The following is a 24126-nucleotide window of genomic DNA, read 5'->3' as shown; positions in this document are numbered from 1 at the left end:
GCTTCATCCAGGTACAAGGTGTCGGGCGCGTACAGCAGCGCCCGCGCCAGGCCGATGCGCTGTTGCTCGCCGCCGGACAGTTCCCGCGCCCATTCGCTTTGCTCATCCAGGCGCTGTGCCAAACCCGCCAGGCCCACTTGCTGCAACACCGCAATCAAACGCGCCGTACTGGGCACCTCAACCGCCGGATACGCCAGCAGGTTGCGCAACGGCATGCTCGGTAGATAGGGCTTTTGCGGCACTAACAGGCTGCGCCCCGGCGGCAATTGCCAGCCGCCACGGCAGTACGGCCAGATGCCCTGCAAGGTGCGCAGCAAGGTCGATTTGCCAATGCCGCTGCGCCCGGCGATCAATAGCCATTCGCCCTGGTTCACCTGCACCGATACGTCCGCCAGCAGTACGCCGGCGTCCGGGCGCAGTACGTCGAGGCCGCTGATGCACAAGCAATCGCCCACCACCGGCGCCTTGGCCTGACAACGGCTGGCGGCAATCGCCTGTTCAAACTGGCCCAGCCGCTCCACCGCCGAACTCCAGCGCATCAACTTGGGGTACAGCTTGATGAACCAACTGAGGGAACCTTGCACTGCGCTGAACGCGCTGCGGATCTGCATCAGCCCGCCCAGGGTGATGGTCTTGGCCAGAAATGCAGGCAGGGCGGCAAACACCGGAATAATCAGGCTCAACCGCTCGTAACTGACGACAAACAGGCTGAGGTTGCGCTCGCGGCCCATCAACTGGCGCCAATTGCGCGCAATCGCGCCGAAGCGCTCGGCCAGGTGCTGGCGCTCCACGGCTTCGCCACGGTACAGGGCGATCTGCTCGGCGTGCTCGCGCTTGCGCAACAGGCTGGCGCGAAAGTCCGCCTCGTAGTGTTGGCGGTCCACATTCAAACGGTGCAACGGGCGGCCGACCCAATGGGTGATCAGGCTGCCGGCCAGGGTATACAGCAGCACAATCCACACCAGGTAACCCGACACGGTGATGCTGTATTCGCCGAGGCTGAAGGTCTGCACCCCGGACAGTTGCCACAGGATGCTCATGAACGCGCCGACCTGGGCCATGTTGACAATGAACGACGCCACCAGCTCTACGCTCAAGTCGGCGACCATGTCCACGTCTTCGCTGATGCGCTGATCAGGGTTGTCCGGCTCGCCGTTCAACCCCAGGCGGTAGAAGGCTTGGTCGGCCAGCCAGGCGTGGGTGAAATGCTCGGTCATGGCCTGGCGCCAACGCAGCACCAGGGCTTTGCGTACCCAGTCCAGTGCCACCACGATTACCACATAGGCACTCAGGTAGATCACGTAGCGGCCCATCAGCGCGTACAAGGCGGGGGTGTCAAACGCGCTCAGGGTGTCGTAGAAGGATTTGCTCCAGGCATTGATCAACACGTTGATCTGCACCAGCAGCAGGCCCATGCCGATGATGCCGGCGAGCATCAGCCAGCCCAGCCACTGTGAGCGTTGGCGCCAGAACGGCGCGGCCAGGCGGTAGAACGTACGCAGGCTTTTCATTCAGCGTTCGCCTTGGGCAGCACGCGCAGCAGCACCTGGTTATCCGCCGGGAACAGCTCGCTCGCCAAGGGTTTGAGCAGCTCGATGCGCAGCCCGTCCGGCAGCGCGGTCTGGCGGCTCAGGTAGCGCGGGTCTTGCCATTGGTGTTCGCTGAGCAGCAGGCGGCGCCACTGGGTGGTGGGGTCGACCAGGCGCTTTTTCTCCTGGCGGCGCAGTTCGGCACGTTCGCCTGCGACCCATTTGGCGTCTACCGATTGGCCCAGTTGTGCCAGGGTTTGCTGGGCCAGGGCCCACAACTCCTCAGCGCGCTGGGGATCACAGGTGAAGCTCAACTGGCTTTCGATGCGCTGGGTGTCGGGGTTCAACTCGCTGTCGAAACGCAGGCGGTAAACGCCAGACGCTTCGCCGCGCAGGCGCTGCTTGAGCTTTTGGTTGGCCAGCTCACGCAGTGCGGCGACGCGGGCGGCGGCCTCGGGCGACCAGGCGTGTTCGCTGAAGCTGCTGGCTTCGAGTACTACGCGCGGTTCCAGAGCCACGGCCAGGTCGGCACGGCGTTGACCGGGCAGTTGCAGGGCAGGGCGGGTGGCGTGTGCAGCGCGGCGCGGGATGTTCGCCAGTTGTTCGCCTACCGCGCTTTCCAGGTGGGCGGGGTCGATATCGGCCATCAGGTAGTAGGTTACCGGGGCCTGGACCAATTGCTGCCAGTCCTCGGTCAGCGTGGTTGCCTGTAGCGGTTCCAGTGCTTGCTGATCGGGGTTTTGCCAGGTGTCCGCGCCGTAGCGCAGTTCACGTCGGGCGACGGCGATGGCGTCCGGTCGGGTGCTGGCGCGGCTGAGCAAATCATCCCGTGCGGCACTGAACAACGCCTCGTCGATCACGGCATTGACCTGGCTCTGGCGATAGCTTTGCAGCACGCTGGTGAAGGCGGCGAGCGACGGCTGACTGCTCGCGTTCAACTGCAAGCGCGTGGCGCTGTGCTCCAGGCTCAGGGTCGCCTTGTGCTGTTTACGCCAGGCCTGCAGCCCTGCGGCGCCGCTTTCGCTGCCCAGTTGCGCGGCCATTTGCAGGCGCCAGCCTGGCACGTCGCGGCGGTTGAAGCCGGCGGCCGATTCGGCTTGCAGGCGCCACTGGCCATTTTCGGCATTGCGCCGCAGCCACACCAGGCGGTCGCCATTGCTCAGTTGCCAGTGTTCAACCTGTTCGGCAGCAAACCGGCGTTTAGCCGTGACCTGGCCGGGTTGCCCGGCAGCCGGCGGCGTGAAGGTCACGCTCGGCGCTGCTTCGGGTGCGGCAAGCTGGGGCGCCGTCAGGGAGGTCTGGGCGATGCTTGCGCGCAGGTGCTGCACTTCGTCCACACTTGGCAAACGCACCACGCTATTGCCCGGCGCGGTCAGTTGCAGCACCTGGTCGGGGCTGTTCAGCCAGCGTTGCAGGCGCGTGTTGATCGCCGCGAGGTCGATGCTGTCGAGGGCGCGCAGGGACAATTGGGCGATCTGATGCGGGGCCACCACGCTACGGTTCTGCACGGCGGCATCGTTGAGTGTGGTCACCCATTGCTCGAAGGTGCGCGACTCATCTTTGGCCAACATGCCGTCCGCCAGTTGCCGGATCTTCGCCTGCTCAACCGCCAGGTCCTGCGCGGTGAGGCCGTGCTGGCGCAGGCGTTCCAGTTCGGTCAGCAGCTGTTGTAAGGCGGCGTCGTGGTGGGGGCCTTCCACACCGGCGGCGACGCCGAGCACGCTGGAATGATCACCGATCAGGGTCTTTTGCGCGGTCAGGCTGCGTACGCCAGGTTGCAGCGGTTGGCGGCGCAGTTGGGCCAACAGGGCCGAGAGGGTGATGCGATCGATCAAGCGTTCGCGGGTCGCATCGGCGGTGGCGCCACGGCTGTCCGGCTCATGCAGGCGAAACAGCAGCGACACTTGGTTGCTGCCGGTTTGCGGGTCTTGCAGGCGGAAGATTTTCAGCTGGCCATCGAGGGGCAGTTCGCGGTGCTCGCGCTCGGGCAAGGCCTTCGCGGCTGGGGCGCCAAAGGCTTGCTGAATCTGCTGCGCCAACTGCTGTGGCTCGAAGTCGCCGACTACCGACAAAATCATGTTGTTGGGCACGTACCAGCGTTGTTGAAAGCGTTGCAACGCGCCCAGCGAAGCTTTGCGGATCGCCGTTTCATTGCCGATGGTGCGGTGCTCCGGGTAGCGCGAGCCAACCCGCTGCGACGCCGCGCGCTGGTCATTCATGCGCTGCGCTACACCGAGGCCACCGCGCCATTCCTCGATAACGATAGGGCGTTCGCGCTCCAGGTCGGCGGCACTGTAGTCGCCGGCGAATACCAGCTGCGCGAGTTTCTCCAAGGCCACCGGCGTTTGCGTACTGCCAGCCATGGGGCTGAGCAGGTACTGGGTGCGGTCGTAGCTGGTCACGGCGTTGAAATTGCGGCCTTGCACCCAACCCAGGGCGCTCATCTGTGCGCGCAAATCCGTGGGTTGGCCCGCGCGGCTGCGAAAGGTCAGGTGTTCGAGCATATGCGCCACGCCGACCTGGTCGTCGTCTTCGTCCACGGAGCCGGCGCGCACGGTCAGGCGCAGGTCCAGGCGGCCGGCCTGGCTGGTGTCGCGCACCAAGCGGTATTCCAAGCCATTGGCCAGTGTGCCGCGCACCACCTGCGGGGCCCACGGCAGCGGCGTTTCGGTCACGGGCGATGCGCAGGCGCACAGCAGCAGCGGGCCGAGCAGGCCTGCAAGAATCTTGTTCATTAAGGTATCCAGGCTAATCAGGGGTTGGATCAGAAGCGGTAGCCGACTTCCAGCCAGTATTGGCGGCCGATCTCATAGGAAACGACGGAGCTGTTTTTACCGACGATCTCGTTGACGTGGTCGGTGACGTTGGTGATATCCACGGCGGCAAACAGCGCCTGGTCCTTGCCAGTGGGGATCTCCCAACTAACGCGCATATCCCAGGTGGGCGCGGCCTTGACCTCGGCGGAGTCATACACCGCAAGGGTCTCGTCACCGATCACGGCGGTGGCGCTGGTTTCGACGATTTGTTCGTAGGCGCCGCGATAGCGCAGGAAGTTGCTGACGGTGAGGTGCCATTGCGGGATCTCGGTGATGGTGGTCAGGCGCGCGGTCCAGGGGCGGTTGAAATCGCCGGCGGGCAGTTCGCTGTAGGCCATGCGCTTGCCGTCGTAGATCACGTCGTCGTCGGCGAACTCGCCGGCATCGACGATCGACTCATAGGTGCCGTAGCCGTCCTTGGTTTGTGACCAGTCAAACGCCGCCTGCACGCTGGTGCGAGTGCCCTGCCATTTGAATTCCTGCTTGGGCGTGATGGTCAGGCTGATGTTGTCGGTCTCGCTGGAGCCGGCGTTGGTGTAGGTGTAGTAGATGGTGTCGTAACCGGCAGCTGCGCCGGTGCCCAGCACACGGTTGGAGGCGCGCACGATCTGGTCCTTGCCTTCGCGGTGCACGTATTTCAGGCGAAAGTCGGTGTCGAGCCACACCTGATCGAGTCCCAGCGTCCACTCATCGTCATAGGGCACGTTGAGGTCGGAGAACTTGTTCTGGTTCTTGCCCTGCACGGCGGTCCAGGCGCCGCCCTGGGTGGTGCGGGTGTAGCGCGTGTTGAACGCCTGGCGGCCATCGGCAAGGCGATACTTGAACAGGTTGCGCCCGTAGTAGCGGTTGGCGCCGAAGACCAGCACGGTGCTGCGGTCGCCGAAGAAGTCGTAGTCACCGGCAAAACGTGGCGCGAGGTTTTTGTCCTCCATGTAATCGTCGCCCTCGAAGCGCACGCCGGGGCGCAGGCCGAGCTTGCCGATCTGGATGGCGTCTTGCAGGTGGAACGCGTATTTGGTTTCGGTGAGGTCCAGCTTGCCGGCGCCATACACGTTGATGGTGTTGGCCCATTGGCGCGTGTTGCCGTTGAGCATCAGGCCGATGGAGCAGAGCGGGTCGTTGTTGAGGCAGGTGGCGATATTGTCGCGCCGCCCCACCAGCGCCGAGGTGGCGGCGGTGCCGCGTTCCCAGGTGGCGTGGTTACGGGTCAGCTCCATGCCGCCGGTGAACTGATGCTCGGCACCGCCCCAGTTGAACGCCTGCCACTCGGCCTTGAGCTTGTAGTCGATGCCGCGCTGGGTCTGGTCCAGGTCGCCGTACGCGCCTTCGCCGCTGCGCGAGGTAGTGGACAGTGGGATGCCCCAGTTTTTCACGCTGGAGTAGTACCAGCCGATCATGTCGGTGGCCTCGGATTCACGTGAGCTATTCAGGTCGGTCAGCGCCACGGTGTGGGTCCAGCGCGCCGAGTCACCTTCCCACACGGCCTTGAGCGAACCCTGCCAGCCGCCGTTGACATTAGTGAAACCGGAGTTGATGTAGTTCTCGCGGAAATAGGTGTTTTCCTGCGGCGCCTTGATAAACGAGGCGTCCAGGCTCAGGCGGTCGTTAACGTTCCAGTAGGTCTTGAGCATGTAGTTGTCGAGCTGGCGCGTCTGGTCTTTTTCGTTGTCGCCATTGGGGCTGGTGTAGCCGTCGGCATAGCGGTTCAACGGGATCACCGAGCGCTTTTGCGAAAAACTCAGAATCCCGCCGAAGTCTTCGGTGAGGTGGCCTTCGAGCATGCCGCGCATCGTGGTTTTCTTGACGTCAGGCTGGTACTGCTCGTTGGACGCGTTGTCGAACGCTTCCTGGTCCTGGGCGGTGATGTGGTATTTGGTCCACTCCGAACGGGTCATCGAATAGGACACCTTGCCGTGCAGGTCCTGGCTGGGGCGACGGGTGATCGCATCCACCACGCCGCCGTTGAAACCACCGTATTCGGCGGGCACGTTGCTGTCGTAGACCTTCACTTCCTGCAGCAGGTCGGCGTCCAGGGCGATGCCGTGGGAGCGGCTGGGGGCGGCGTCGAACTGGCGGGTTTCGTTGTAGCCGTGGGCGCCGGGGTCGATATCGTTGTTAATCGATATGCCATCGATCATGAAGTTGTTCTGGTAGAACTTGGCGCCGTTGATGCTGATGTCGGCCGGGTCGATTTCACCAGGGGTGTTGGAGCTTTTCTGTTCGCTGCTGAACTGCACGGCGGGGTGCATTTGCAGCAGCGTGGTGATGTCGCCGTTGGCACCGGGAAAGGCCTGGATCGCCCGTTGGTCGATCACGGTGGCGCCCTGGAACGAATTCTCTTCGGTGAAGCCCAGCACGATGGTGTTGTCCAGCATCACCGGCCCGGCATCGGCGCTGGCCAGGCGATGGAACACCAGCGCGCCATCCTGGTAACCCCAGCCGATGCCGGTGCCCTGCAGCAGGTAGGCGAGGGCGGCGTCGTTGCTCATGTCACCGTTCACGCCGGGGGAGCTGACGCCCTTGACCAGTTGCGGGTCGACACTCACCTGTTGGCCGCTCTGTTGGCCGAAGGCGATCAAGGCGCCCGCCAAGGGTTGGGCCGGGATGCTGAAACCGTGCGCGGCTTTATCTGCGGTTTGTGCCTGCGCCAAGGCCGGTGGCACTGCGCCGAACGCGCAGCACAGACCGAGCAAACCGGCGCCAGCGGTTTGTTTCAGGCGCAGCGGCCAGGGCCCGCGCTGCCCAGGCAAGCGGTGAAGGGTGTGAGTCATGCAAAGATCCCCGCGCCGGCAAAAACCGGCCAGTCAATGAATACGAATAAATCTCAATTGCTGCGCGCGGAACAGAAGACGGGACAGCGCGGGGGATTTTCAGAAAAAATATGAAATATTTTTCCAGGCGGGAAATTTACCGGCTCAGCACCAGCAGCCACGGGCTGTAGGCGCGCACTTTGGCGCCATACGGTTGCAGCACGGCTTGCAGTGCCGCCTGGGGTTTGCGCAGGTCGTACACGCCGGTGACCCGTTGCGCGCCGAGCTTGGCGTCGCGCAACACAATGATCGCGGGGGTGTAGCGGCGCAGCTGTTCGAGCACTTCGCTGATCGGCAGGTCATCGGCAATCAACTGCCCCTGGCGCCACGGCGCGGCCTGGCTCGGGGTGAAGGTGTTGACCTCCGCGTGGCCGGCGCGATAGTTCAGGCGCTGGCCCGGTACCAGGCTGGCGAGGGGGCGACGGGTCGGGCCGTCGTCGACATTCACCGCGCCTTGTTGCACCGCCACGCTTGGGTTGCCCGGTTGGGCATCGACGTTGAACGCGGTGCCGGTGACCGTCACCCGCAAGGTCTGGGTCAGCACATGAAAGGGTTTGCTCTTGTCCGGCATCACCTTGAAAAACGCCTGGCCGGCCAGCAACCGCACATCGCGATGGTGACCGGCGAGGTCTACGGCGATGGCCGAATGGCTGTCCAACTGCACCACGCTGCCGTCGCTGAGGGTGATATCCAGGGTTTCACCGGCACCGGTGCGGTAGTCGGCTTGCCAGCGCAACAGCAGGCTCGGCGCCAGGGCCACGACCAGGCAGGCGGCGAGGGCGGCGGCGACCCAGCGTCGGGTACGCCGTGGGCGCGCGATTGGCCGTGGCGCTGCGGTGATCGGAGCAGTGATGGCTGGCGCAGCGATGGCTGGCGCCAGTTGCCCGGTCAAATGCCACACGCGCTCGGCCTTGCGGTAGGCCTTGGCGTTGGCCTCATCCACGGCACACCAAGCGGCCAACTGCACCCGCAAGTCCGCGTCCAGCGGAGCCTGTTGCACGCGCATCAGCCAGTCCAGGGCCTCGTCGCGGCGAGCGTTGGCGCAATCCTTGGTGGGCATGTAGGCAGCATCTCCGCAGGCAAAAAACGGCGGGCAGGATCCCATGGATTCGCCCTTCACTGCAAAAGACGCAGCAGCGCTGCGGTTTTTCAGAAAGTCGCCTGATCGATCAGTCATCGTCGTCTCCCAGGCAGTCCATGCAATGGCGCAAGGCATCGTGCACCAGTTGATGCACCAATGCCGTCGACACCCCCAGCTGCGCCGCCACTTGCTGCAAGGTGAAGCCGCCCAGGCGGTGCATTTCAAACGCGCGTTGCGTGCGTTCGGGCAATTGGGCCAGGGCGCGGGAGATGGCTTGCAGCTCGTTCTGACTGCTCACTTCGCGTTCGGGAGAGGCGCTGCTGGAGGGCAACTCGTTGAGCAACTCATCCCCGCCTGGCTGCACGCGCTCGGTGGCGCTGCGGCGGGTGAGGTCCAGCGCCAGGTTGCGCACGATGCGGTACAGGTAGCTGGCGGGGTGGCGGATATCGGCCTGCTCATCCTGGCCGCTGAAGCGCAACCAGGCCTCCTGCACCACGTCCTCGGCGCGGGCGCGGCAGCCCACGATGGGCGCGGCATAGTCCAGCAGCGCGGCCCGGTGGGTCAGGTAAAGCTGGAGTTTTTCATCCGCCAAGAGAGTCAGCTGCCTGCGCGCGACTGTGCCGCCGGGCACAGACTGGGAAGTGGGAGGGCGCGGAGTTTAGCTGTAGTTGATAATGGTTATCAACAACTGCGTGGGTTTTTGTGCTATCCCGAATCAGATTGATCCGAGTGTGTACGGCTGTTGTGGCGAGCGGGCTTGTCGAATCGTCGCACCGCCGCGTTGGGCTGCGAACAGCCCCAAAGCCAAGCGCTGAGGTCTCTCAGAAAAACTTCAGTGTTTTTACTGGGGCTGCTGCGCACCCCAACGCGGGCAAGCCCGCTCGCCACAGGACGTGTGGCTGCCTATAAGTGTGTGGGGGCTTTAAGTGGTGTGGAAGTGTTGGGTGATGGTTTCGATGGCCTGGGCTGCGCTGGTTTGGGCGGTATCAAGGGTCAGTGGGGCGTGCTCCCAAGGCTCATATTCGTGCGCCAAAACCGATTGCCAGCTCGGTGGCACCAGCCCGGGAATATCCGCCGTGCGCGCTTCGACGCGGCGTTGGTGCTCCTGCTTATCCGAGCACACCACCTGAATATTCAGCAGCGTCACGCCCGCCGTTTCGGCCGTTGCCTGCCAGGCTGCACGGCTGTCCTCGACCGGGTTCACGCAGTCGGCAATCACCATCTGCCCCAAGCGCAAATTACTCAGTGCCAGTCCGTTCGCCACGCTGTAACCGTTGGCACCCACCGAAACACCGGCGTCGCGCAGCACCTGTTCGATCACGTCGATACGCAGGTAAACCGCGCCGGTCCGGCGTGCCAGGTGTTGGGCAATCGTAGTCTTGCCGCTGCCGGGCAATCCGCTGAAGACAATAAGCATGGGTAGCGCTCGTTAAGATTGAGTAAGCTCAGGGTATCCTCCACCTCTCCCGCAGGACAGCCCATGCCCTTGCAGTTCGTGAAAATGCACGCCCATGGCGACGACTTCATCCTCATCGACCGGCGTGGCCTGGACGACCCGATCACTGCGTCCATCGCCCGGCACCTGGGCAACCGCCACACCGGCATCGGCTTCAACCAACTGGCGGTAATCCTCGACTGCGACGACGCCGCCGCGCGGATCAAATTCTGGAACCCCAACGGCACGCCTTTGGCAACCTGCGGCAGCGCCACCCGTGGCGTGGCCGACCGGTTGATGCATGAAACCGGCGCCGACTCGATTGTGTTGCGCACCGAGCGTGGTTTGCTGACCTGCACGCGTGAGTCGGGGCGACGGGTGTCGGTGAACATGGGCGAACCGTCGCTGGACTGGGCGGCGGTGCCGCTGGCCGAAGCGCTGGACACGCGCACCTTGCCAATCGAAGGCGACCCGGCGGCGTGCAGCATGGGCAACCCGCATTGCACGTTTTTTGTCGACGACATCGCCGCCGTCGACGTGGCCGCCGTGGGCCCCGCGCTGGAGATTCACCCGCTGTTCCCGGCCAGGACCAATGTGCATTTTGTGCAAGTGCTGGACCGTGGGCACATCCGCCTGCGTATCTGGGAACGTGGCGGTGGCGTGCCGCTGGGCTCCGGCTCGTGCTGCTGCGGGGCGGTGGTCAATGGCATCCGGCGTGATTTGCTGGATGCCACGGTGCAGGTGCAGTGCGACGGCGGCACGGTGACCGTGCACTGGGCGGGCGAGGGCGGTGTGGTGCTCACCGGCAGCGTGGAGCCGGTGATGCAGGGCAGCGCTTACTTGGTCTGAAACGTCACGGTAAAGGTGGTGCCGCCGTTGGCACAGGACTGCACTGCCACATCGCCGCCATGCACTTTCGCCAGCTCGCGCACGATATACAGGCCCAGGCCTACGCTGCGCACGTCGCGGCCCTGGTCGGTGCCCCGGGTCATGGGCTCGAACAGCCCGGCCAGCAAGGTTTCGGGAATCGCCGAGCCATGGTTGTGGACTGCCACTTCGCAGGTGCCGTCGCCCAGGCGTGAGGTCACCGTGATCGGCCGTTGCAGGTCGCCATAGGCCACGCTGTTGGCCACCAGGTTGCCGATGATCTGCTGCACGCGGTCGGCGTCCAGGTTGGCGTCGCCCTGGCCCTCGGCGTGATGCGTCAACGTGGCCTCGGGGAAAGCCACGCGCAGTTCATCCACCGCACGCTGAATCACCTCATGCAGCGCCAACGGCGCCACCTTGATGGAAATGCCCTGGCCGACCCGGGCCTGGGTGAAGTCCAGCAGGTCGGCGATCATGCGCTGGGCGCGCTCGGACGATTGGCCGATATGGCCCAGCAACGTGCGTTCCTTGGGGGTGCGCTCGCCACGGCTGAGAAAGTCGGACGCCATGCGAATGGCCGTCAGCGGATTCTTCAAATCATGGCTGACGATTGCGACCATCTGCTCGGCAAACAGTGCGCGCCGCTGGGCAATGGCGTAGGCCTCGTTGAGTTCGGCCTGGGCCTGTTGCAGGGCCAGTTCGGTGGCGGTTTTTTCCTGCAGCAGGGCTTCGGCCAGGTTGCGCGCGTTGAGCAACTCGCGCTCGTACTTGTCGCGGTCGGTGGTGCCGAACAGCGCCAGGTCGTACACCACGCTGTCGCCGTGTTCGCGTTTTTGGCCGTTGAGCAGCACGGTCAGCTTGTGCCCATCGCGGTGCAGCATGTCCAGTTTCACTTCGGTAACGCTGCCATGCATGCGCAACATGGGGGCCAGGTGGGTCTGGTGGAAGATCCGCCCGCCCATGGTCAGCAAGTCCTGGAAGCGGCGGCCACACAGCTCAGGGGTGCTGAACCCCGACCACTCGCGCAAGCGTGCGTTGGCTTGCAGGATCGTGCCGTCTTCCGCGGTGACGGCCAGGGCGCAGGCGGCGTTGTCGAACAGTTCAGTCGACACGCTGGGCCGCCCAAGGTGCCAGGAAGCTATCCATGGCCGCCCCGCAGGCCTGCGGCGCGCTCATGTGCGGGCAATGGCCGACGTTGTCCACCAGGCAATAGGTGCTGTTGGGCAAGACGCTGTGCAGGTATTCACCCACGGCCACGGGGGCGATCAGGTCGTCGCTCGATTGCAGGATCAGTACGGGGGTGGTCAGGCCGATCACGTCCTGGCGGTTGTCGGACATAAAGGTCACCCGCGCAAACTGCTTGGCGATGTCCGGCTCGGTGCGGCAGAAACTGTCGGTGAGGGTGGCGCTCAACGCCGGTTGCCCGGGCGCGCCCATGATCACCGGGGCCATGGCGCTGGACCAGCCGAGGTAGTTGCTGTCGAGGGTGTCGAGCAGGTCGTCGATATCGCTGCGCTTGAAACCGCCGATATAACCGTCGGTATCGATATAGCGTGGCGACGGGCCGATCATCACATGGGCGGCGATACGCCCGGGGGCCTGGCGGTCGGCGAGGGTGCCGATCATCGCGCTCACCGAGTGACCCACCAGGATCACCGGGCCTTCGGCGTAGGTGTCGATGATCTCGTTGAGGTCGTGGGCGTAGCCGTCCAGCGTGTTGTACTTGGCTTTGTCGAAGGCGCCGAGGTCCGAGAGCCCGGCGCCTACCAGGTCATACAGCACCACCCGGAAACGTTGCAGAAACTGTGGCGCCAAGTGGTTCCACATGGCTTGGTTGCAGCCGAAACCGTGGGAAAACACCAGGGTCGAGGTGCCGCTGCCCATCACATTGACGTTGTTGCGGTGACGTAGATCCATAGGCTTCTCGGTTATGGCGTTTTGCTATGCGTACGGGCAGTTTAGATAGTCAATCCCATGGGGTCACGCGTTATAGCGCTGATAAGGTAAAGTCGTCGCCTTCAGGAAGAAACTTCAGGTAACAAAGCATGATGGTGATTCTGCGGCAATCGGTCTTGGGTCTGCTGGTGATGGTGCTCAGCAGCCTGTTAATCACCGCCCAGGCTGACACTTCGCCTATCGGCGTCGCCCTTGACCAGCGGGTCATCGACCTGACCAACACCCTCGACGCAGGCACCACCACTCGTCTGAAAGAGCAACTCGCCGCCCTCGAACAGCGCAAAGGCGCCCAGGTGGCTGTGTTGCTGGTGCCCAGCACCGGCGGCAACAGCATCGAGGATTACGCCAACCAACTGTTCCGCGCCTGGAAGCTGGGGCGCAAGGACGTCAACGACGGCATTCTGCTGGTGGTGGCCAAGGACGACCGCAAAGTCCGCATCGAGGTGGGCTATGGCCTGGAAGGCACCGTCACCGACCTGCTGGCGCACCGCATCATCGAAGAACACATCACCCCGGCGTTTCGCCAAGGCGACTATGCAGGCGGGGTGGCCCAAGGCGTAAACGACCTGGTGACGCTGGTGGACGGCGGCGACTTGCCCGAAGTGGCCGGCCCCGGTGTTAACCCCCAGGCGATTGCCGTGCTGCTGGCGTTTATCCTCGGCGGCATCGGTGGCGTGCTGATGGCTGCCGGCAAGCTGCCGTGGCGCCGCGCGTTGCTTGCTGCGCTGGCCGCCACCGTGTTGTTGGCTATTTACGGCGGCGGCCCGGACTGGCCGATCTACCTGGGGCTATTGCCGCTGACCCTGCTGATCGGCGGCGCCACCTTTGGCGCGTTGTGGCTGGCGCGCACGGTGTTTTATTGCGTGATGGGGCTGCTGGCCTACATCGTCGGCGTGCTGGTGGTGAACCATTTTGTCGAGGTCAACTTCGTCCATTGGCTGGTGTGGCCGTTCGGCGGGGCCCTGGTGCTGGGGCTCTACGTGGGCTTGTTTTACCTGATCAAGGAATCGTGGAAGACCAAACCGCGCTTCTTCCTTTTGCGTGTGCTGGCGGTGCTGGGGATTTATGTGGCGGCGGGCCTGCTGGTGGGGCACGACTATCAGGGTTGGCTCGTGGCAATCCCGGTGGCCTCCTTCGCAGCGTTTATTATTTTTGTGCAGAGTATTTCCACCTCCGGCTCCGGCTCCGGCTCGGGGTCGGGTGGCGGGTCCAGTTCGAGCAGTTCCAGCCGTTCCAACTCCAGCAGCAGTTCTTCGGGCGGTGGTGGTTCCAGTGGTGGTGGCGGGGCCTCAGGCAGTTGGTAACAGCCCCTTTTTTGTGGCGAGCGAGCTTGCTCGCGTTGGGCTGCGAAGCGGCCCCAAAACAGGTGGTGTATCAGTTGGGGCGTTAGCCAAAGCTATTCTTCTTGAGTACGGAGACTCAATGCCTGCAATCATTATTCGTAACGCTACACCCGAAGACGCCCTGTGCATCGGCGTGCTGGGCATGCAGGTATTCCTCGACACCTACGCCACCCAAGGTATTCGCCGCTCGATTGCCGACGAAGTGTTGCAAGCCTTTGCGCCGGGCACCATCGCCGCGTTGCTGGCTGAGCCAGGCACCTCGCTGATGGTCGCCGAATCCAACCAGCACCTGGTCGGCTTCGCCCAGGTCAAACTCAACGCCCACCACCCGATGATCGAAGCCTCAAACGTCGCCGAGTTGCAACGCCTGTATATCCAGGAACGCTTCACTGGCCTGGGCATCGGTTATCAGCTGCTGCAAGCGGCCGAACACCGCGCAGCACTCGGCGGTGCTGCGTTGTTGTGGGCCACGGTGTGGGTGGGCAATGAGCGCGCGCTGGGGTTTTACCCTCGGCGCGGGTATGAGCTGTTGGGCTCGCCGATCTATACCTTCCAGGGCGAAACCCATGGGAACCGGTTGTTTGGCAAAGCGTTGAGCGTCACAACGCCTTAGACAAAAACACGCGGCTGCTGCCCGCAGGTTCGCACGGTACCTCGCCAAACCGCACCCACCCATGTTTCTCATAAAACCCCGGCGCTTGGAAACTGAGGGTGTACAGCACCGCGCTGGCACACCCCCGGCGTCGGGCTTCGTCCTCGAAAGCCTGCAGCAACTGGCTGCCGAGGCCCGTTCCACGCATTGAATCGGGTACGTGGAACAGGTCAAGAAAGGCCATCCCCAAGGTGGTTTTACCGGTGATGCCGCCGAGGATCTGCTGGCTGTGTGGGTCTTTGATCAACACGTTGAGCGGCAGGCGGTCGTTGTAGCCGGTGATGCCTTCGTTGAACGCAGCAAGGCCGCTGCCGAGGATGCGCTCGGCGTCGGGGTTGGCTTGGTTGCTGATTTCAATCTGGGGGTGGGTCATCTGGGTTCCCGGTGGTTTCAGGCGCGCTGCCATCCTCCCACGTTATCAGCCTTGATCTCAAAATCTATCGCCTCGCGGTAAAGCTCGCCGAGGTTGGCATATCGACCGTTGCCGGCGGCCTGGGTGGGTTGCCAGCTCTGTGTATTGGGGTCGAACACTTCGGCGTCATCCCCGGCGGTTTTATCCAGGGGGTTGTGCCTTGGTTTGTCGTTATCGATCAGGTTGGGTTGATGGGCTGGAAGCATCGAAAGATAGGCTGCTGGAGCACTGATTGGAAACATGATTGCACCTCTCTGGTAGCGACGGATAAAACCCGCCAGAGCCCGGTCTGGCGCGGTGTTTTTCAGGCTACAGAGCTATGGAAGGCCGTTCAATCAGGTGCTTTTCGGGTGGATGTAACGGGGTGAAACCGATGCGGAATAAATTCACAAAATCGGCGGCTTGGCTGTAGGGCGCGTCTTCGATGGCCGTTCCTGGCGGCAGCCAGCGCGTAAGAAATCGTAGACACGCTTCGGTTTTTTACACGGTGAAATACCGCGTTCCCTTGTATGGTTCCTAGGCGTAATAGGACTGGACACACAAAGTGAGCGGGCCTACGCCGAACTGCATCAGTAATTCTTTACCAGGGTGGGAATCAGAGGTCCATCACCATCTCATGCCACGCCATCCCGCCGTGATCCGAAGGCGAAGGCTGCACATAGGTGTAGCCCATGCGCGTGTACAACGGCACATGCTGCTCCTTGCACATCAAATGAATCGTCTGCTTGCCCAGCGCGCGCATGCGTTGCACAAACTCAGTCATCAGCAGCCTGGAATAACCCTGGCCCTGCTGCGCCGGGTCGACCACTACCGACATGATCACCACATTCGGCGCCTCGGGCGCGTGCCCCACCAACTCCTTGAACGCCTCGTCCGACATCACCACGTGGTGCGCGCAGCCGCAATTGATAAAGCCCACCACCGCGTCATCCGCCTCCAGAATCAAAAAGCCCTCGGGGTACTGCGCGATACGCGTGGCGATCTTTTCCAGGGTGGCGGCTTCATCGCCTTCATAGGCGCTGATTTCGATTTCATAGCAGCGCGCGGCGTCGGCGGGCAGGGCGTTGCGAAAGGAGAGGGCGGGCATGGGTATTTCCTGGGGCGTTGAGCGAAAGGCCACATCATAACGATGTGCCAATACCCTCGCCATCGCGGCTTTGGCCGAGTCGAGCACACATCCAAATGTGGGAGCTGTCGAGCCCCAGCGAGGCTGCGAAGGCGCCCCAGATCCGCGCCCCAATCCCGACCGCCCCAAAACCAGAAACCCGCCAAAGCGGGTTTCCTCACAACTCATATCACATCAAGTGGCTAAACGATTTTAGTGCTTAAGCGCCGCGCTGACGGATTGCGCAATCGGCGTCGTTGGGCGTCCCAATAGCCGACTCAGTTGGCGAGCGTCATCAAACAGATCACCTTTAGCGGCTGCGGCATCAGAATCAGCGAGCAGCCCGGCGAAGGCTGTCGGCAGGCCCAATCCAATGAGTACTGCCTTGTATTGCTCTTGTGGAAGATCGTTGTAAACAACGGTCTTACCGGATTGTTTGGTGACTTCCGTGGCCAGGTCGGACAACGAATAACCCTCATCACCTGCCAGTTCGTATACCTTGCCTGCCTGACCTTCGCTGGTCAGTACAACGGCTGCCGCGTCAGCATAATCTGTTCGCGCTGCGGAGGAGATTCGGCCCGCTTGCGCACTGCCCAGGATAGCGCCGTGCTCGACCGCGGTCGGCACGCTGGCGGTGTAGTTCTCGCTGTACCAACCATTACGCAGCAATACGTAGTTCAATCCAGACTCTGCCAGCGCCCGTTCGGTATCCCGATGCTCTACAGCCAGGCCCAATGTCGATTTGTCTGCGTGCAGGATGCTGGTGTACGCCAGCAGTTGGACACCCGAAGATTTGGCCGCCTCAATGACGGCACGATGTTGTGTCGTACGCTTGCCGACTTCGCTTGAAGAAATCAGCAGCAGGCGCTGAACACCGACCAAGGCGCTACGAAGGGTTTCGGGCCTGTTGTAATCGGCTTGGCGGACGTCAACGCCTTTCGCGCCAAGGTCCTGCGCCTTGAGTGGATCGCGCACCAACGCCACGATTTCCTGCGGGTTGACGGTTTTAAGCAGCGTATCGATGACGAGACGGCCCAATTGGCCGGTAGCACCTGTGACGGCAATCATAATGAAACACCTTGATTCCAGAGATAGGAGTGATCATCCTAAGGCACAGGCTAACTAATAGTAAGTACGTACAAAAAGGTAAGCTCAATGAGTGACCAAGATTACATCCCCCACCCCTTTTCCGAAAAAGTACGTCGCGGCGAACTCATGCAAGCTGACTGTCCTTCCAGAGATGTCCTCAAACACATGACCAGCCGCTGGGGGGTGCTGGTGCTGGTGGTTCTGTTGGGCGGTACGCATCGCTTCAGCGAGCTGCGTCGGAAAATCGGTGGAGTGAGTGAGAAAATGCTTTCACAGACACTCCAGGGGTTGGAGAGCGACGGGCTCGTCAATCGGCACTCTCGACCGGTTGTTCCACCCTATGTGGAATACACGTTGACGCCGCTGGGAAAGGAAGCCGCTGCCAAGGTAGAGGCAATGGTCGGCTGGATTGAAGATAACCTTCCCGCGATCATGCAGTTCAAGAAGGAAAACTCAGACGCGGAAAAGAGCTGACCTGAGCATCGCTGTCCAGGACGAACACCTTGCGACCCAAACGGAACGCCTACCGCCCAGCACTTTTCTTCAGGCTGAAGCTGCTGACAGGAAGACAGTCTTGAAAAGGATTTAAACTCACCTGGCTGTGTCCCAGACGTCTAACATACGGAATTAGATTCGTGCAGATTCATATTATCTACACCCGAACAGTCATGTTGCTCTCCAAGCATCCTTACCAATCATGGAGAGAAATTCAAAATCAGTACCCTGACTACATGACTTCGCTCGGCCCTTGGGAAGAAGATGCGGTCACCGAATACCTTGCGGATGAATACCCAGAGCTTTCCCCACATCCGCAAGAGCAAGTCAATGCGTTCATAGCGGATACTCAAGAGGCAAGAGAGCTTACCTTTTCCACGTAAATCGTCTTAACGACCATTCTCAGAAGCTCGCCCTCGACGTCTGCTTTGGGTCGATAGCAGCGCTTCATTACAGGCTACTACCGACCCATAGTTGCCTTTCATATAGGGCAGCCTGCTGCCAGAGGCTGCTGCCCAAGAGCTGGTTTCGCAAAGGAGATTCGTTCGAGCGTTGGTCGGGGCTTAGTTACTCGCGCGTCAGGGCAAACAGTCCCCCTTCCTGTAGTGGCAGACAGTTTGCTAAACACCTACCATCCAACGAATTACAGCGAGGCGGTACTGTGCGTCGATCAAGCACACATCAGTGTCCGGGCGCTCATGCATCAGTGCTTAATGCGCTTCAACTCGGTAATTGCCAGGTAAATCGTCGGTCCATCGGACGAAGAAGGGGCTCGGTAACAACCCACTGCTTTCAAGTGTTGAACCGCAAAGGCAGCAAGCTCCCAGGCCATGGCTTCATCCTCGATAGAAAAAGCTTCTTCGTCGCCAAACAACTCAAAGCCCGTAATGGCTTGTAGCTCCTTGAGCGGCGACGCCCGCTCGCGAAGTGCATCAGACACGGCGGGGTTACTCCAAGCCCATTTCCAGCTTGATTGCTTCGGTACAAAGGAGCCGATATTGATAATCAGCGCTTCGGCGACCTTCCTGTCGAGGTCATCGAAAAAGCTGAGTGAGGCGGTGTCCTGATCGAGCCACCAGCGCGCCATGCCGCCCAAACCGTACTGTTGCTGTAATGCTTGCTGCTTGCTCATCAACGCGGCCATGGCCGTTTCGAGCAGCACCTCAAAATTGTCTTCCGACATCAAATCTTCCTTGTTGATTAACGCCCGCGCGCCATTGAACCCGAACATCTATACATAATTTGAGCTGTTTCTGCCTCTTTGCATTGTCTGCTTTCTGGCCCAGGGGCATAACTAACAGCTATCGACCCGTTGCGGCCATCCGCAAGAGCCACCAGAATCGGGGAATGCTGGTGGTGAGGTGACGCATGGCGACGATTGAAGTATCAGAAAAAGCCGACTGGAGGCTTTTCGAGGAGGTGGCCCAGGTTCTTGAGCAAGGGCTGGGCGGTCGCTGGAAAGAGAAGCTCGATGGCCTAGACCAGCGCTACTGGGATCTGTTGGTGGACGAACACACGCTTACCCTGCACCTTGAGCACTATATAGGCATTTCAATAGTCGTTCCCGATAGCGCAGATGACACAGCTCAAAGAGTATGTGCGTTGCTCAAGCAGCCTCCTTGTAGGTAAGCCCGCTCCAACAAAGATCACAACTGGCTGAATTCTGACCATCGTGAAGGGCTGAAACCGGCCAAAGGCTGCCTGTCGTAATCGACCCATAGCTGACGGTCGGCTTGGCTCAGATTCACATTGAGCAAGCCGGTCGCTCACCCAATCGCTCTACCAGCCTTACGAGATAACCGTCGGGATCCTGAACGATGAATTCGCGTTGGCCTACTTCTATATCGTCAGCCCGATACCAGGTGTCTTTGCATTCTCGATAGAGTGGACATCCAGCCTGAAGAAGTTTTTGGATGATGGGTGCGACAGCCTCAACATCAATCTGTAGGTTGATGCCTCTTCCAAACGGTTTGGTCAACGGCGCAGTCAGCCATTGACCCGCGTCCGGATCAATCTGTTCAAGCATTACTTGAGCACCATTCAAATCAAGGTACGCAAATCCGTCATCCGAACGTTGATAAGCTACTTTGAACCCCAGACGAGAAACCCAAAAAGCCAGGCTGCTATCCAGGTGGGTGACCATTAACTCCGGAACCAGTTTGTTACGTTCGAACATGAGATGACTTCCATTTCAAAATGCTTGTTTTTGTGAGCGGGCAGGTTCTGCACCTACGGCTTCGCTGCCAGGGCGGGATCGTGGTGAGCATGATGATGCACGCTTGGGTGGGAGTTATCGAGTCGCTTTGAGTGGCAGCTTCTGGCCGAAAGCAGCCTTTTCAGAGTATTTCATATTGCCCGTCATCAGACTGAGTGAGGCTAGCTTGATGCCTCCACACCTGGACGAACACCTTTCGGCCCAAACGGAACGTCTACCAAGACATCCGCCATCATATTTTCTGCAACCACCGTCCGGTAGGGCCCAATCTGCTGCAGCCCGTCACAAAAATATGCCAATCTGCCTGGCCCTTCCAGCCCAGGCCAAGCCCATGTTCAACCTCCGTGTGATGACCCCCGCCGACTACGACGCCATCCTGCACCTCATGCAAACCACCCCCGGCATTTCCCTGCGTGACGCCGACTCCCGGGAGGCTACCGAGCGCTACCTGGCGCGCAACCCGGGGATGAGTTTTGTGGCGGAAGCCGAGGGCCGGTTGATCGCGTGTGTGATGTGTGGCCATGATGGGCGTCGCGGTTATCTGCAACATCTGCTGGTGTTGCCGGAGTATCGCCGTCAAGGCATCGCGCAGGCTTTGGTCGAGCGTTGCCTTGGCGCGCTGGAGCAGTTGGGCATCCATAAATGCCACCTGGATGTGTTCAAGACCAACACCCATGCCGCGCGTTATTGGCAAGGCCAGGGCTGGCAATTACGCACGGATATCGACCGTTATTCATTCACCCGTGAGGGCAATGAAAACGCCTGAAGGATGGACCCTATGCTAGAGATAAAACGCGCCACACCCGATGACGCCCACGCCGCTTTTGAGATTCGCCGCGAAGCCATTCGCGGCCAATGCATCGGCGCCTACACCGCCGAACAAATGCAGCTGTGGACACGTGGCAAGGCCGAGGACGGTTACAGCGCGCTGATGGAAAAGCCGTTCTACCTGGGCTGGGTCAACGGCGAGCCGGTGGCCACTGGGATGCTCGACCTCGATAACAATGAAGTGGGTGCGCTGTTTGTGCGGCCCGGGTTCACTGGGCGGGGGTATGGCAAGGCGATGTTGGATCATCTTGAAAAGGTCGCGCGGGAGCTGGCGATTGACGCGGTGGTGCTGGATGCGACGCTGAATGCGGCGAGTTTTTATCGGGCGTGTGGCTACGTGGGGGATGAGCAGGCGGTTTACCATTCACCGTCGGGGTTGGCGTTGGCGTGTATTGCGATGACGAAACGAATTGAATAGGCACTGAGGCAGAGTGTGGGAGGGGGCTTGCTCCCGATACGTTGGCACATTCAACATCTCTGTTCGCTGGCACACCGCTATCGGGGGCAAGCCCCCTCCCACATTCTGACCGAGTTCGATCTCAGTGTTTCCTCGGGCGTTAGTCCGCTTAGTTTGTGCTGCCTGAGTTCGCCGTCGGGGTTGGAGCTGGCGTGTATTCCGATGACGAAACCTATCTATCCGCTCCGCCCGTCACCCACGAAGCCAGGTGAATAACCGCCGATGTTATAGTCCCGGCGCTTTTTTAAGTTTTGATCGCGCCGGGAGGCACCAGGAGACTCCGCATGAACCTCTACACCGCAGGCTACGAAGGGTTGTCTATCGACGCATTTATCGCACGGCTCAAGCAGGCCGGAATCGATAAGGTGCTCGATGTGCGTGAATACCCTCTGTCGCGTAAAAAAGGTTTCTCCAAAAATGCTTTTGCCCAATGCCTGGCCGCTGAAGGGATTGCCTATGAGCATAGCCGGCCGCTGGGTTGCCCGAAGCCGATACGCAAGCAGTACAAGGAAGATGGCAACTGGGCGGCGTACGCCCGTGAGTTCCGCGTTTATATTCGTACTCAAGCCAGTGTCTTGAGTGAGCTGGCGTCCAGCGCGGTAGAACAGCGAATCTGCATGGTTTGTTACGAAGCAGATGCCAGTTTTTGCCATCGCAGTTTGATCGCCGAAGCTGCCGAGGAAGTCGACCGTTCGCTGGAGACCCAGCACTTGCCGCTCAAAACAGCGCGATTTGTTGGTGGTCTTCAGTCTGTCGCTTAGGTGGGTAGATCAGGCTGACAATCAGCCACTGCCCTGGAAAACGATGAATGTTGCCCATCAATAGCATTAAGTCCCTCTCTGGTAACTCGCTTTCCAGCTTGTGCCGAAATGGCGCCTCCCATCCCTGCGTGCCGTGCTTGTGGTGCACATTCCTATATAGTTGGCAGGCTTCCCAATCCACGATCTTGTGGGTGTGGGACTTAACTTCGCCGTCCACCAAGCACTCGTAGAGGTAGTGAAAGTCGAAAGGCACCTTTTCCAGGCGTTTGATGCTTGCACGCTCCTGATCTGCAAAAAGGCTTGGCTGGCGTTGCAAGGATTCGAGTTTCTCGATCTCCTCAGGTGTCCATTTTTCTGAGGCGGATTTCTGGATGCGTAATGCGGTTATTCTTAGCGGCTTGATCAAGCCTAGCGTCACGTTGCTGTCGATCCTGGCTTTTTCAAGCGCTTCAAAGCTCTCATAAACAGTCAGCTTATCCAGCCAGCCTCGTCGCTCGTGCCAATTATCCCGAGCCGGCACTGTCCTTCCCGGCAAGATGCTATCTACGCCGATCTTGTGGCTCTCTGGCCGGTGATCAGCTGAGTTTTTCTCAATGGTGGCCTCGATCCATTGCCACTTGGAAAATTGTTGAGCCTCGGTGACCAGGCGAAACGGAACGGGGTAAAGCCGTATGAGATTGCCCCATTCATCCATGCCTGCGACGCAGGAGGTTTCAGCATGTTTGGCACTCGGGGAAGGGTAGGTCTTGCATAGAATCAGGATTCGAGCCTTGCGTTTCATAAGTGCCATATCCAAAGGTCTTTTCTGAACTGTATCCAGACATCGGAAAGCTGCCAGACAGACTTGTAACGGCACGTGCAAAAACACCTTCGAACCCTGAGTTATCAAGATAAACAGGGCGGTTTGATCAGCCCACCGGCAACTCCCCCGTCACAATCGCCGTGATCAAAAAGATGAAAAACATCGGAATAGACCACTTGAAAAACTCCTTCTGATATTCCCCGAACGTCATCTCCGTGCGGTTCATCAGTAGGAACAACCACGCCACCGTCGGGCTGGCGTAGCGCAGCGCTTGGCCCATGAACGACGCTACGCCAATCTCGGTGGGGCTGATGCCGAACTTGTAGGCGATCGGCGCCACCACGGGCAGGATGCCGAAGTAGTAGGCGTCCACCGGCAGGGCGTAGCAGGCGAGGGCGCCGAGGAAGGCGAAGATCAGCGCGGTGTGGCTGCCCATGGAGTCCGGGATCAGGCTGGCCATGTGTTCGGCCACGGCGCCGGCCATGCCGCTGCCGTTGAAGATGCCGAGGAAGCAGCCGGCGGCGAGGATGATTGAGGCCACGGCCACGGCATCACCACCGTTGGCGGTGATGCGTTCGCGTTGTTCCACGGCGCTGTAGTTGACCGTCAACGCAATCGCGGTGCCGAGCATGAACACCACCGCACCGCTGGCCCAGCCGGCGATGAGGATCACCAGCATGCCCAGGGTCAGGGCCAGGTTGAACAGGAACAGGCGCGGGCGCTTGAGTTCCTTGTCATGATCCTTGATCACATTGACCATCTGCAGGATCTGCGCAGGCGTGACGATGCCGTTTTCACCTTTCACAAAACCCAGGCGTTTGCGTTCCTTGATGCCCATCAAGTAGGCCATGAAAAACACGTACAGGAACGACACGCCGAGAATCGGCAGGATCGCCACAAACAGCGTATTGACCTCCACGTTCAACACCGCCGCCGCCCGCGCCAACGGCCCGCCCCACGGCAGGCAATTGCCGAGGCCGCACGGCAGGATGATCAGCATCGCCAGGTTGGACAGCTTCATGCCCATCTGTTTGTACAGCGGCAGGAACGCGGTGGTGATGATCAGGATGGTGGTGGTGCCGTCGCCGTCGAGGGTGACCACGGCGGAGGTGAAGGCGGTGACCAGGATGATTTTCAGCGGGTCGCCATTGGCCTTGCGGATCAGGTAGGTGCACAGCGGATCGAACAGCCCCACGTTCATCATCAGGCTGAAATACAGCACGGCAAACAGGATCATCACCGTGGGGTTGACCGTGCCGAGGGAGACCTTGCCGGCCTCGTTCTGCGAGTAGAACAGGCCCTCGCGCACCCAGGTCATGATGGTGCCCATCGGCACGCCATTGACCAGGCACACCAGCACCCCTACCACCAGCGAAACTACAATCAGCCCGGTGAAGGGCGATAATTTTTGCTTGATGACCAGCAACAGAAATGACGTGATCAACACATAGCCCAGAACTGTCAGCATCTGAA

General features: G+C 60.8%; 24 protein-coding genes and 1 pseudogene. 9 read left to right on the top strand and 16 right to left on the bottom strand.

Going from position 1 to position 24126, the window contains the following annotated elements:
* Positions 1-5 precede the first annotated feature (5 nt).
* From CXQ82_RS18190 to CXQ82_RS18165, 6 genes and pseudogenes are all read right to left on the bottom strand, one after another.
* Positions 6-1511, bottom strand: a pseudogene (locus CXQ82_RS18190) (ABC transporter ATP-binding protein/permease); the annotation flags it as partial.
* Positions 1508-4264: a M16 family metallopeptidase gene (locus CXQ82_RS18185; RefSeq protein ID WP_101271453.1), complete on the bottom strand. Its 2757-nt coding sequence runs from the start codon at positions 4262-4264 to the stop codon at positions 1508-1510. The pseudogene CXQ82_RS18190 and the gene CXQ82_RS18185, both read right to left, overlap by 4 nt.
* A gap of 29 nt (positions 4265-4293) precedes the next feature.
* Positions 4294-7116 (bottom strand): TonB-dependent receptor, encoded by a 2823-nt coding sequence (locus CXQ82_RS18180; protein WP_101271451.1) that lies wholly within the window; start codon positions 7114-7116, stop codon positions 4294-4296.
* A gap of 136 nt (positions 7117-7252) precedes the next feature.
* Positions 7253-8332, bottom strand: a complete 1080-nt coding sequence (locus tag CXQ82_RS18175; protein WP_256581814.1) for a FecR domain-containing protein — start codon at positions 8330-8332, stop codon at positions 7253-7255.
* Positions 8325-8828, bottom strand: a complete 504-nt coding sequence (locus CXQ82_RS18170; protein WP_101271447.1) for a sigma-70 family RNA polymerase sigma factor — start codon at positions 8826-8828, stop codon at positions 8325-8327. The genes CXQ82_RS18175 and CXQ82_RS18170 overlap by 8 nt, the downstream gene beginning before the upstream one ends.
* A gap of 330 nt (positions 8829-9158) precedes the next feature.
* On the bottom strand, positions 9159-9653 hold the full coding sequence (locus CXQ82_RS18165; protein WP_101271445.1) for an AAA family ATPase: 495 nt from the start codon (positions 9651-9653) through the stop codon (positions 9159-9161).
* A 63-nt stretch (positions 9654-9716) separates the two neighbouring features.
* Here CXQ82_RS18165 and dapF point away from each other — a divergent pair, with 63 nt between their 5' ends.
* Positions 9717-10520 carry a diaminopimelate epimerase gene (dapF, locus tag CXQ82_RS18160; protein WP_101271442.1) on the top strand — a complete coding sequence of 268 codons (804 nt, stop codon included), beginning with the start codon at positions 9717-9719 and terminating at the stop codon, positions 10518-10520.
* Here dapF and CXQ82_RS18155 read toward each other — a convergent pair.
* The gene (locus CXQ82_RS18155; protein ID WP_101271440.1) at positions 10508-11650 is read right to left on the bottom strand and encodes a PAS domain-containing sensor histidine kinase; all 1143 of its coding nucleotides are present in this window, start codon (positions 11648-11650) and stop codon (positions 10508-10510) included. The genes dapF and CXQ82_RS18155 overlap by 13 nt on opposite strands.
* Positions 11640-12455 (bottom strand): alpha/beta fold hydrolase, encoded by an 816-nt coding sequence (locus CXQ82_RS18150; RefSeq protein ID WP_101271438.1) that lies wholly within the window; start codon positions 12453-12455, stop codon positions 11640-11642. Before CXQ82_RS18150 ends, CXQ82_RS18155 begins: the two co-directional genes overlap by 11 nt.
* Positions 12456-12583: 128 nt before the next feature.
* Between CXQ82_RS18150 and CXQ82_RS18145 the strand changes: the two genes are divergently transcribed.
* The gene (locus CXQ82_RS18145) at positions 12584-13798 is read left to right on the top strand and encodes a YgcG family protein (protein WP_101271436.1); all 1215 of its coding nucleotides are present in this window, start codon (positions 12584-12586) and stop codon (positions 13796-13798) included.
* A gap of 118 nt (positions 13799-13916) precedes the next feature.
* On the top strand, positions 13917-14450 hold the full coding sequence (locus CXQ82_RS18140; protein WP_101271434.1) for a GNAT family N-acetyltransferase: 534 nt from the start codon (positions 13917-13919) through the stop codon (positions 14448-14450).
* Here CXQ82_RS18140 and CXQ82_RS18135 read toward each other — a convergent pair.
* From CXQ82_RS18135 to CXQ82_RS18120, 4 genes are all read right to left on the bottom strand, one after another.
* On the bottom strand, positions 14437-14862 hold the full coding sequence (locus CXQ82_RS18135; RefSeq protein WP_101271432.1) for a GNAT family N-acetyltransferase: 426 nt from the start codon (positions 14860-14862) through the stop codon (positions 14437-14439). The two genes, CXQ82_RS18140 and CXQ82_RS18135, sit on opposite strands and share 14 nt — an antisense overlap.
* Positions 14863-14879: 17 nt before the next feature.
* Positions 14880-15143: a hypothetical protein gene (locus CXQ82_RS18130; protein ID WP_101271430.1), complete on the bottom strand. Its 264-nt coding sequence runs from the start codon at positions 15141-15143 to the stop codon at positions 14880-14882.
* Positions 15144-15496: 353 nt separating this feature from the next.
* Positions 15497-15988 carry a GNAT family N-acetyltransferase gene (locus CXQ82_RS18125; protein ID WP_101271428.1) on the bottom strand — a complete coding sequence of 164 codons (492 nt, stop codon included), beginning with the start codon at positions 15986-15988 and terminating at the stop codon, positions 15497-15499.
* 231 nt (positions 15989-16219) lie between these two features.
* Entirely contained in the window at positions 16220-17074 is an 855-nt protein-coding gene (locus CXQ82_RS18120; protein WP_101271426.1) for an SDR family oxidoreductase, read from the bottom strand.
* A gap of 87 nt (positions 17075-17161) precedes the next feature.
* On the opposite strand from CXQ82_RS18120, the gene CXQ82_RS18115 reads away from it, so the two are divergent.
* Together CXQ82_RS18115 and CXQ82_RS18110 are read left to right on the top strand one after the other, a co-directional pair.
* Entirely contained in the window at positions 17162-17569 is a 408-nt protein-coding gene (locus tag CXQ82_RS18115) for a helix-turn-helix domain-containing protein (protein WP_101271424.1), read from the top strand.
* Positions 17570-17730: 161 nt separating this feature from the next.
* On the top strand, positions 17731-17973 hold the full coding sequence (locus tag CXQ82_RS18110) for a hypothetical protein (RefSeq protein ID WP_101271422.1): 243 nt from the start codon (positions 17731-17733) through the stop codon (positions 17971-17973).
* 320 nt (positions 17974-18293) lie between these two features.
* On the opposite strand, the gene CXQ82_RS18105 is transcribed toward CXQ82_RS18110, so the two are convergent.
* Complete coding sequence (locus tag CXQ82_RS18105) at positions 18294-18773, bottom strand: DUF6882 domain-containing protein (RefSeq protein ID WP_101273821.1); 480 nt, start codon at positions 18771-18773, stop codon at positions 18294-18296.
* A 185-nt stretch (positions 18774-18958) separates the two neighbouring features.
* On the opposite strand from CXQ82_RS18105, the gene CXQ82_RS18100 reads away from it, so the two are divergent.
* Positions 18959-19219 carry a DUF3630 family protein gene (locus tag CXQ82_RS18100; protein WP_101271420.1) on the top strand — a complete coding sequence of 87 codons (261 nt, stop codon included), beginning with the start codon at positions 18959-18961 and terminating at the stop codon, positions 19217-19219.
* 115 nt (positions 19220-19334) lie between these two features.
* On the opposite strand, the gene CXQ82_RS18095 is transcribed toward CXQ82_RS18100, so the two are convergent.
* A complete protein-coding gene (locus CXQ82_RS18095; RefSeq protein WP_101271417.1) occupies positions 19335-19766 on the bottom strand; it encodes a VOC family protein in 432 nt (143 codons plus the stop codon).
* A 370-nt stretch (positions 19767-20136) separates the two neighbouring features.
* Here CXQ82_RS18095 and CXQ82_RS18090 point away from each other — a divergent pair, with 370 nt between their 5' ends.
* The 3 genes from CXQ82_RS18090 (at position 20137) to CXQ82_RS18080 (ending at position 21851) form a co-directional block, all read left to right on the top strand.
* A complete protein-coding gene (locus CXQ82_RS18090; RefSeq protein ID WP_101271415.1) occupies positions 20137-20571 on the top strand; it encodes a GNAT family N-acetyltransferase in 435 nt (144 codons plus the stop codon).
* Positions 20572-20583: 12 nt separating this feature from the next.
* Positions 20584-21051 carry a GNAT family N-acetyltransferase gene (locus CXQ82_RS18085; RefSeq protein ID WP_101271413.1) on the top strand — a complete coding sequence of 156 codons (468 nt, stop codon included), beginning with the start codon at positions 20584-20586 and terminating at the stop codon, positions 21049-21051.
* Positions 21052-21374: 323 nt separating this feature from the next.
* Complete coding sequence (locus CXQ82_RS18080; protein WP_101271411.1) at positions 21375-21851, top strand: DUF488 family protein; 477 nt, start codon at positions 21375-21377, stop codon at positions 21849-21851.
* On the opposite strand, the gene CXQ82_RS18075 is transcribed toward CXQ82_RS18080, so the two are convergent.
* Together CXQ82_RS18075 and CXQ82_RS18070 are read right to left on the bottom strand one after the other, a co-directional pair.
* Positions 21808-22632, bottom strand: coding sequence for a hypothetical protein (locus CXQ82_RS18075; RefSeq protein ID WP_256581813.1), 825 nt, complete (start codon positions 22630-22632; stop codon positions 21808-21810). The two genes, CXQ82_RS18080 and CXQ82_RS18075, sit on opposite strands and share 44 nt — an antisense overlap.
* Before the next feature lie 127 nt (positions 22633-22759).
* Entirely contained in the window at positions 22760-24121 is a 1362-nt protein-coding gene (locus tag CXQ82_RS18070) for a CitMHS family transporter (RefSeq protein WP_101271407.1), read from the bottom strand.
* Positions 24122-24126 lie beyond the last annotated feature (5 nt).

The organism is Pseudomonas sp. S09G 359 (genome assembly GCF_002843605.1).
Taxonomy (GTDB): Bacteria; Pseudomonadota; Gammaproteobacteria; order Pseudomonadales; family Pseudomonadaceae; genus Aquipseudomonas.
This window is presented reverse-complemented; position numbering and strand designations above follow the sequence as displayed.

What these genes read in the sequence shown, in the direction of transcription:
- CXQ82_RS18165 (WP_101271445.1), bottom strand. Translation starts at nt 9,653, where the DNA reads ATGCTTATTGTCTTCAGCGGATTGCCCGGCAGCGGCAAGACTACGATT.
- CXQ82_RS18095 (WP_101271417.1), bottom strand. Translation starts at nt 19,766, where the DNA reads ATGTTCGAACGTAACAAACTGGTTCCGGAGTTAATGGTCACCCACCTG.
- CXQ82_RS18115 (WP_101271424.1), top strand. Translation starts at nt 17,162, where the DNA reads ATGAGTGACCAAGATTACATCCCCCACCCCTTTTCCGAAAAAGTACGT.
- CXQ82_RS18135 (WP_101271432.1), bottom strand. Translation starts at nt 14,862, where the DNA reads ATGACCCACCCCCAGATTGAAATCAGCAACCAAGCCAACCCCGACGCC.
- CXQ82_RS18070 (WP_101271407.1), bottom strand. Translation starts at nt 24,121, where the DNA reads ATGCTGACAGTTCTGGGCTATGTGTTGATCACGTCATTTCTGTTGCTG.
- CXQ82_RS18090 (WP_101271415.1), top strand. Translation starts at nt 20,137, where the DNA reads ATGTTCAACCTCCGTGTGATGACCCCCGCCGACTACGACGCCATCCTG.
- CXQ82_RS18150 (WP_101271438.1), bottom strand. Translation starts at nt 12,455, where the DNA reads ATGGATCTACGTCACCGCAACAACGTCAATGTGATGGGCAGCGGCACC.
- CXQ82_RS18075 (WP_256581813.1), bottom strand. Translation starts at nt 22,632, where the DNA reads ATGAAACGCAAGGCTCGAATCCTGATTCTATGCAAGACCTACCCTTCC.
- CXQ82_RS18175 (WP_256581814.1), bottom strand. Translation starts at nt 8,332, where the DNA reads ATGACTGATCGATCAGGCGACTTTCTGAAAAACCGCAGCGCTGCTGCG.
- CXQ82_RS18140 (WP_101271434.1), top strand. Translation starts at nt 13,917, where the DNA reads ATGCCTGCAATCATTATTCGTAACGCTACACCCGAAGACGCCCTGTGC.
- CXQ82_RS18120 (WP_101271426.1), bottom strand. Translation starts at nt 17,074, where the DNA reads ATGATTGCCGTCACAGGTGCTACCGGCCAATTGGGCCGTCTCGTCATC.
- dapF (WP_101271442.1), top strand. Translation starts at nt 9,717, where the DNA reads ATGCCCTTGCAGTTCGTGAAAATGCACGCCCATGGCGACGACTTCATC.
- CXQ82_RS18130 (WP_101271430.1), bottom strand. Translation starts at nt 15,143, where the DNA reads ATGTTTCCAATCAGTGCTCCAGCAGCCTATCTTTCGATGCTTCCAGCC.
- CXQ82_RS18080 (WP_101271411.1), top strand. Translation starts at nt 21,375, where the DNA reads ATGAACCTCTACACCGCAGGCTACGAAGGGTTGTCTATCGACGCATTT.
- CXQ82_RS18125 (WP_101271428.1), bottom strand. Translation starts at nt 15,988, where the DNA reads ATGCCCGCCCTCTCCTTTCGCAACGCCCTGCCCGCCGACGCCGCGCGC.
- CXQ82_RS18085 (WP_101271413.1), top strand. Translation starts at nt 20,584, where the DNA reads ATGCTAGAGATAAAACGCGCCACACCCGATGACGCCCACGCCGCTTTT.
- CXQ82_RS18145 (WP_101271436.1), top strand. Translation starts at nt 12,584, where the DNA reads ATGATGGTGATTCTGCGGCAATCGGTCTTGGGTCTGCTGGTGATGGTG.
- CXQ82_RS18185 (WP_101271453.1), bottom strand. Translation starts at nt 4,264, where the DNA reads ATGAACAAGATTCTTGCAGGCCTGCTCGGCCCGCTGCTGCTGTGCGCC.
- CXQ82_RS18180 (WP_101271451.1), bottom strand. Translation starts at nt 7,116, where the DNA reads ATGACTCACACCCTTCACCGCTTGCCTGGGCAGCGCGGGCCCTGGCCG.
- CXQ82_RS18105 (WP_101273821.1), bottom strand. Translation starts at nt 18,773, where the DNA reads ATGTCGGAAGACAATTTTGAGGTGCTGCTCGAAACGGCCATGGCCGCG.
- CXQ82_RS18100 (WP_101271420.1), top strand. Translation starts at nt 18,959, where the DNA reads ATGGCGACGATTGAAGTATCAGAAAAAGCCGACTGGAGGCTTTTCGAG.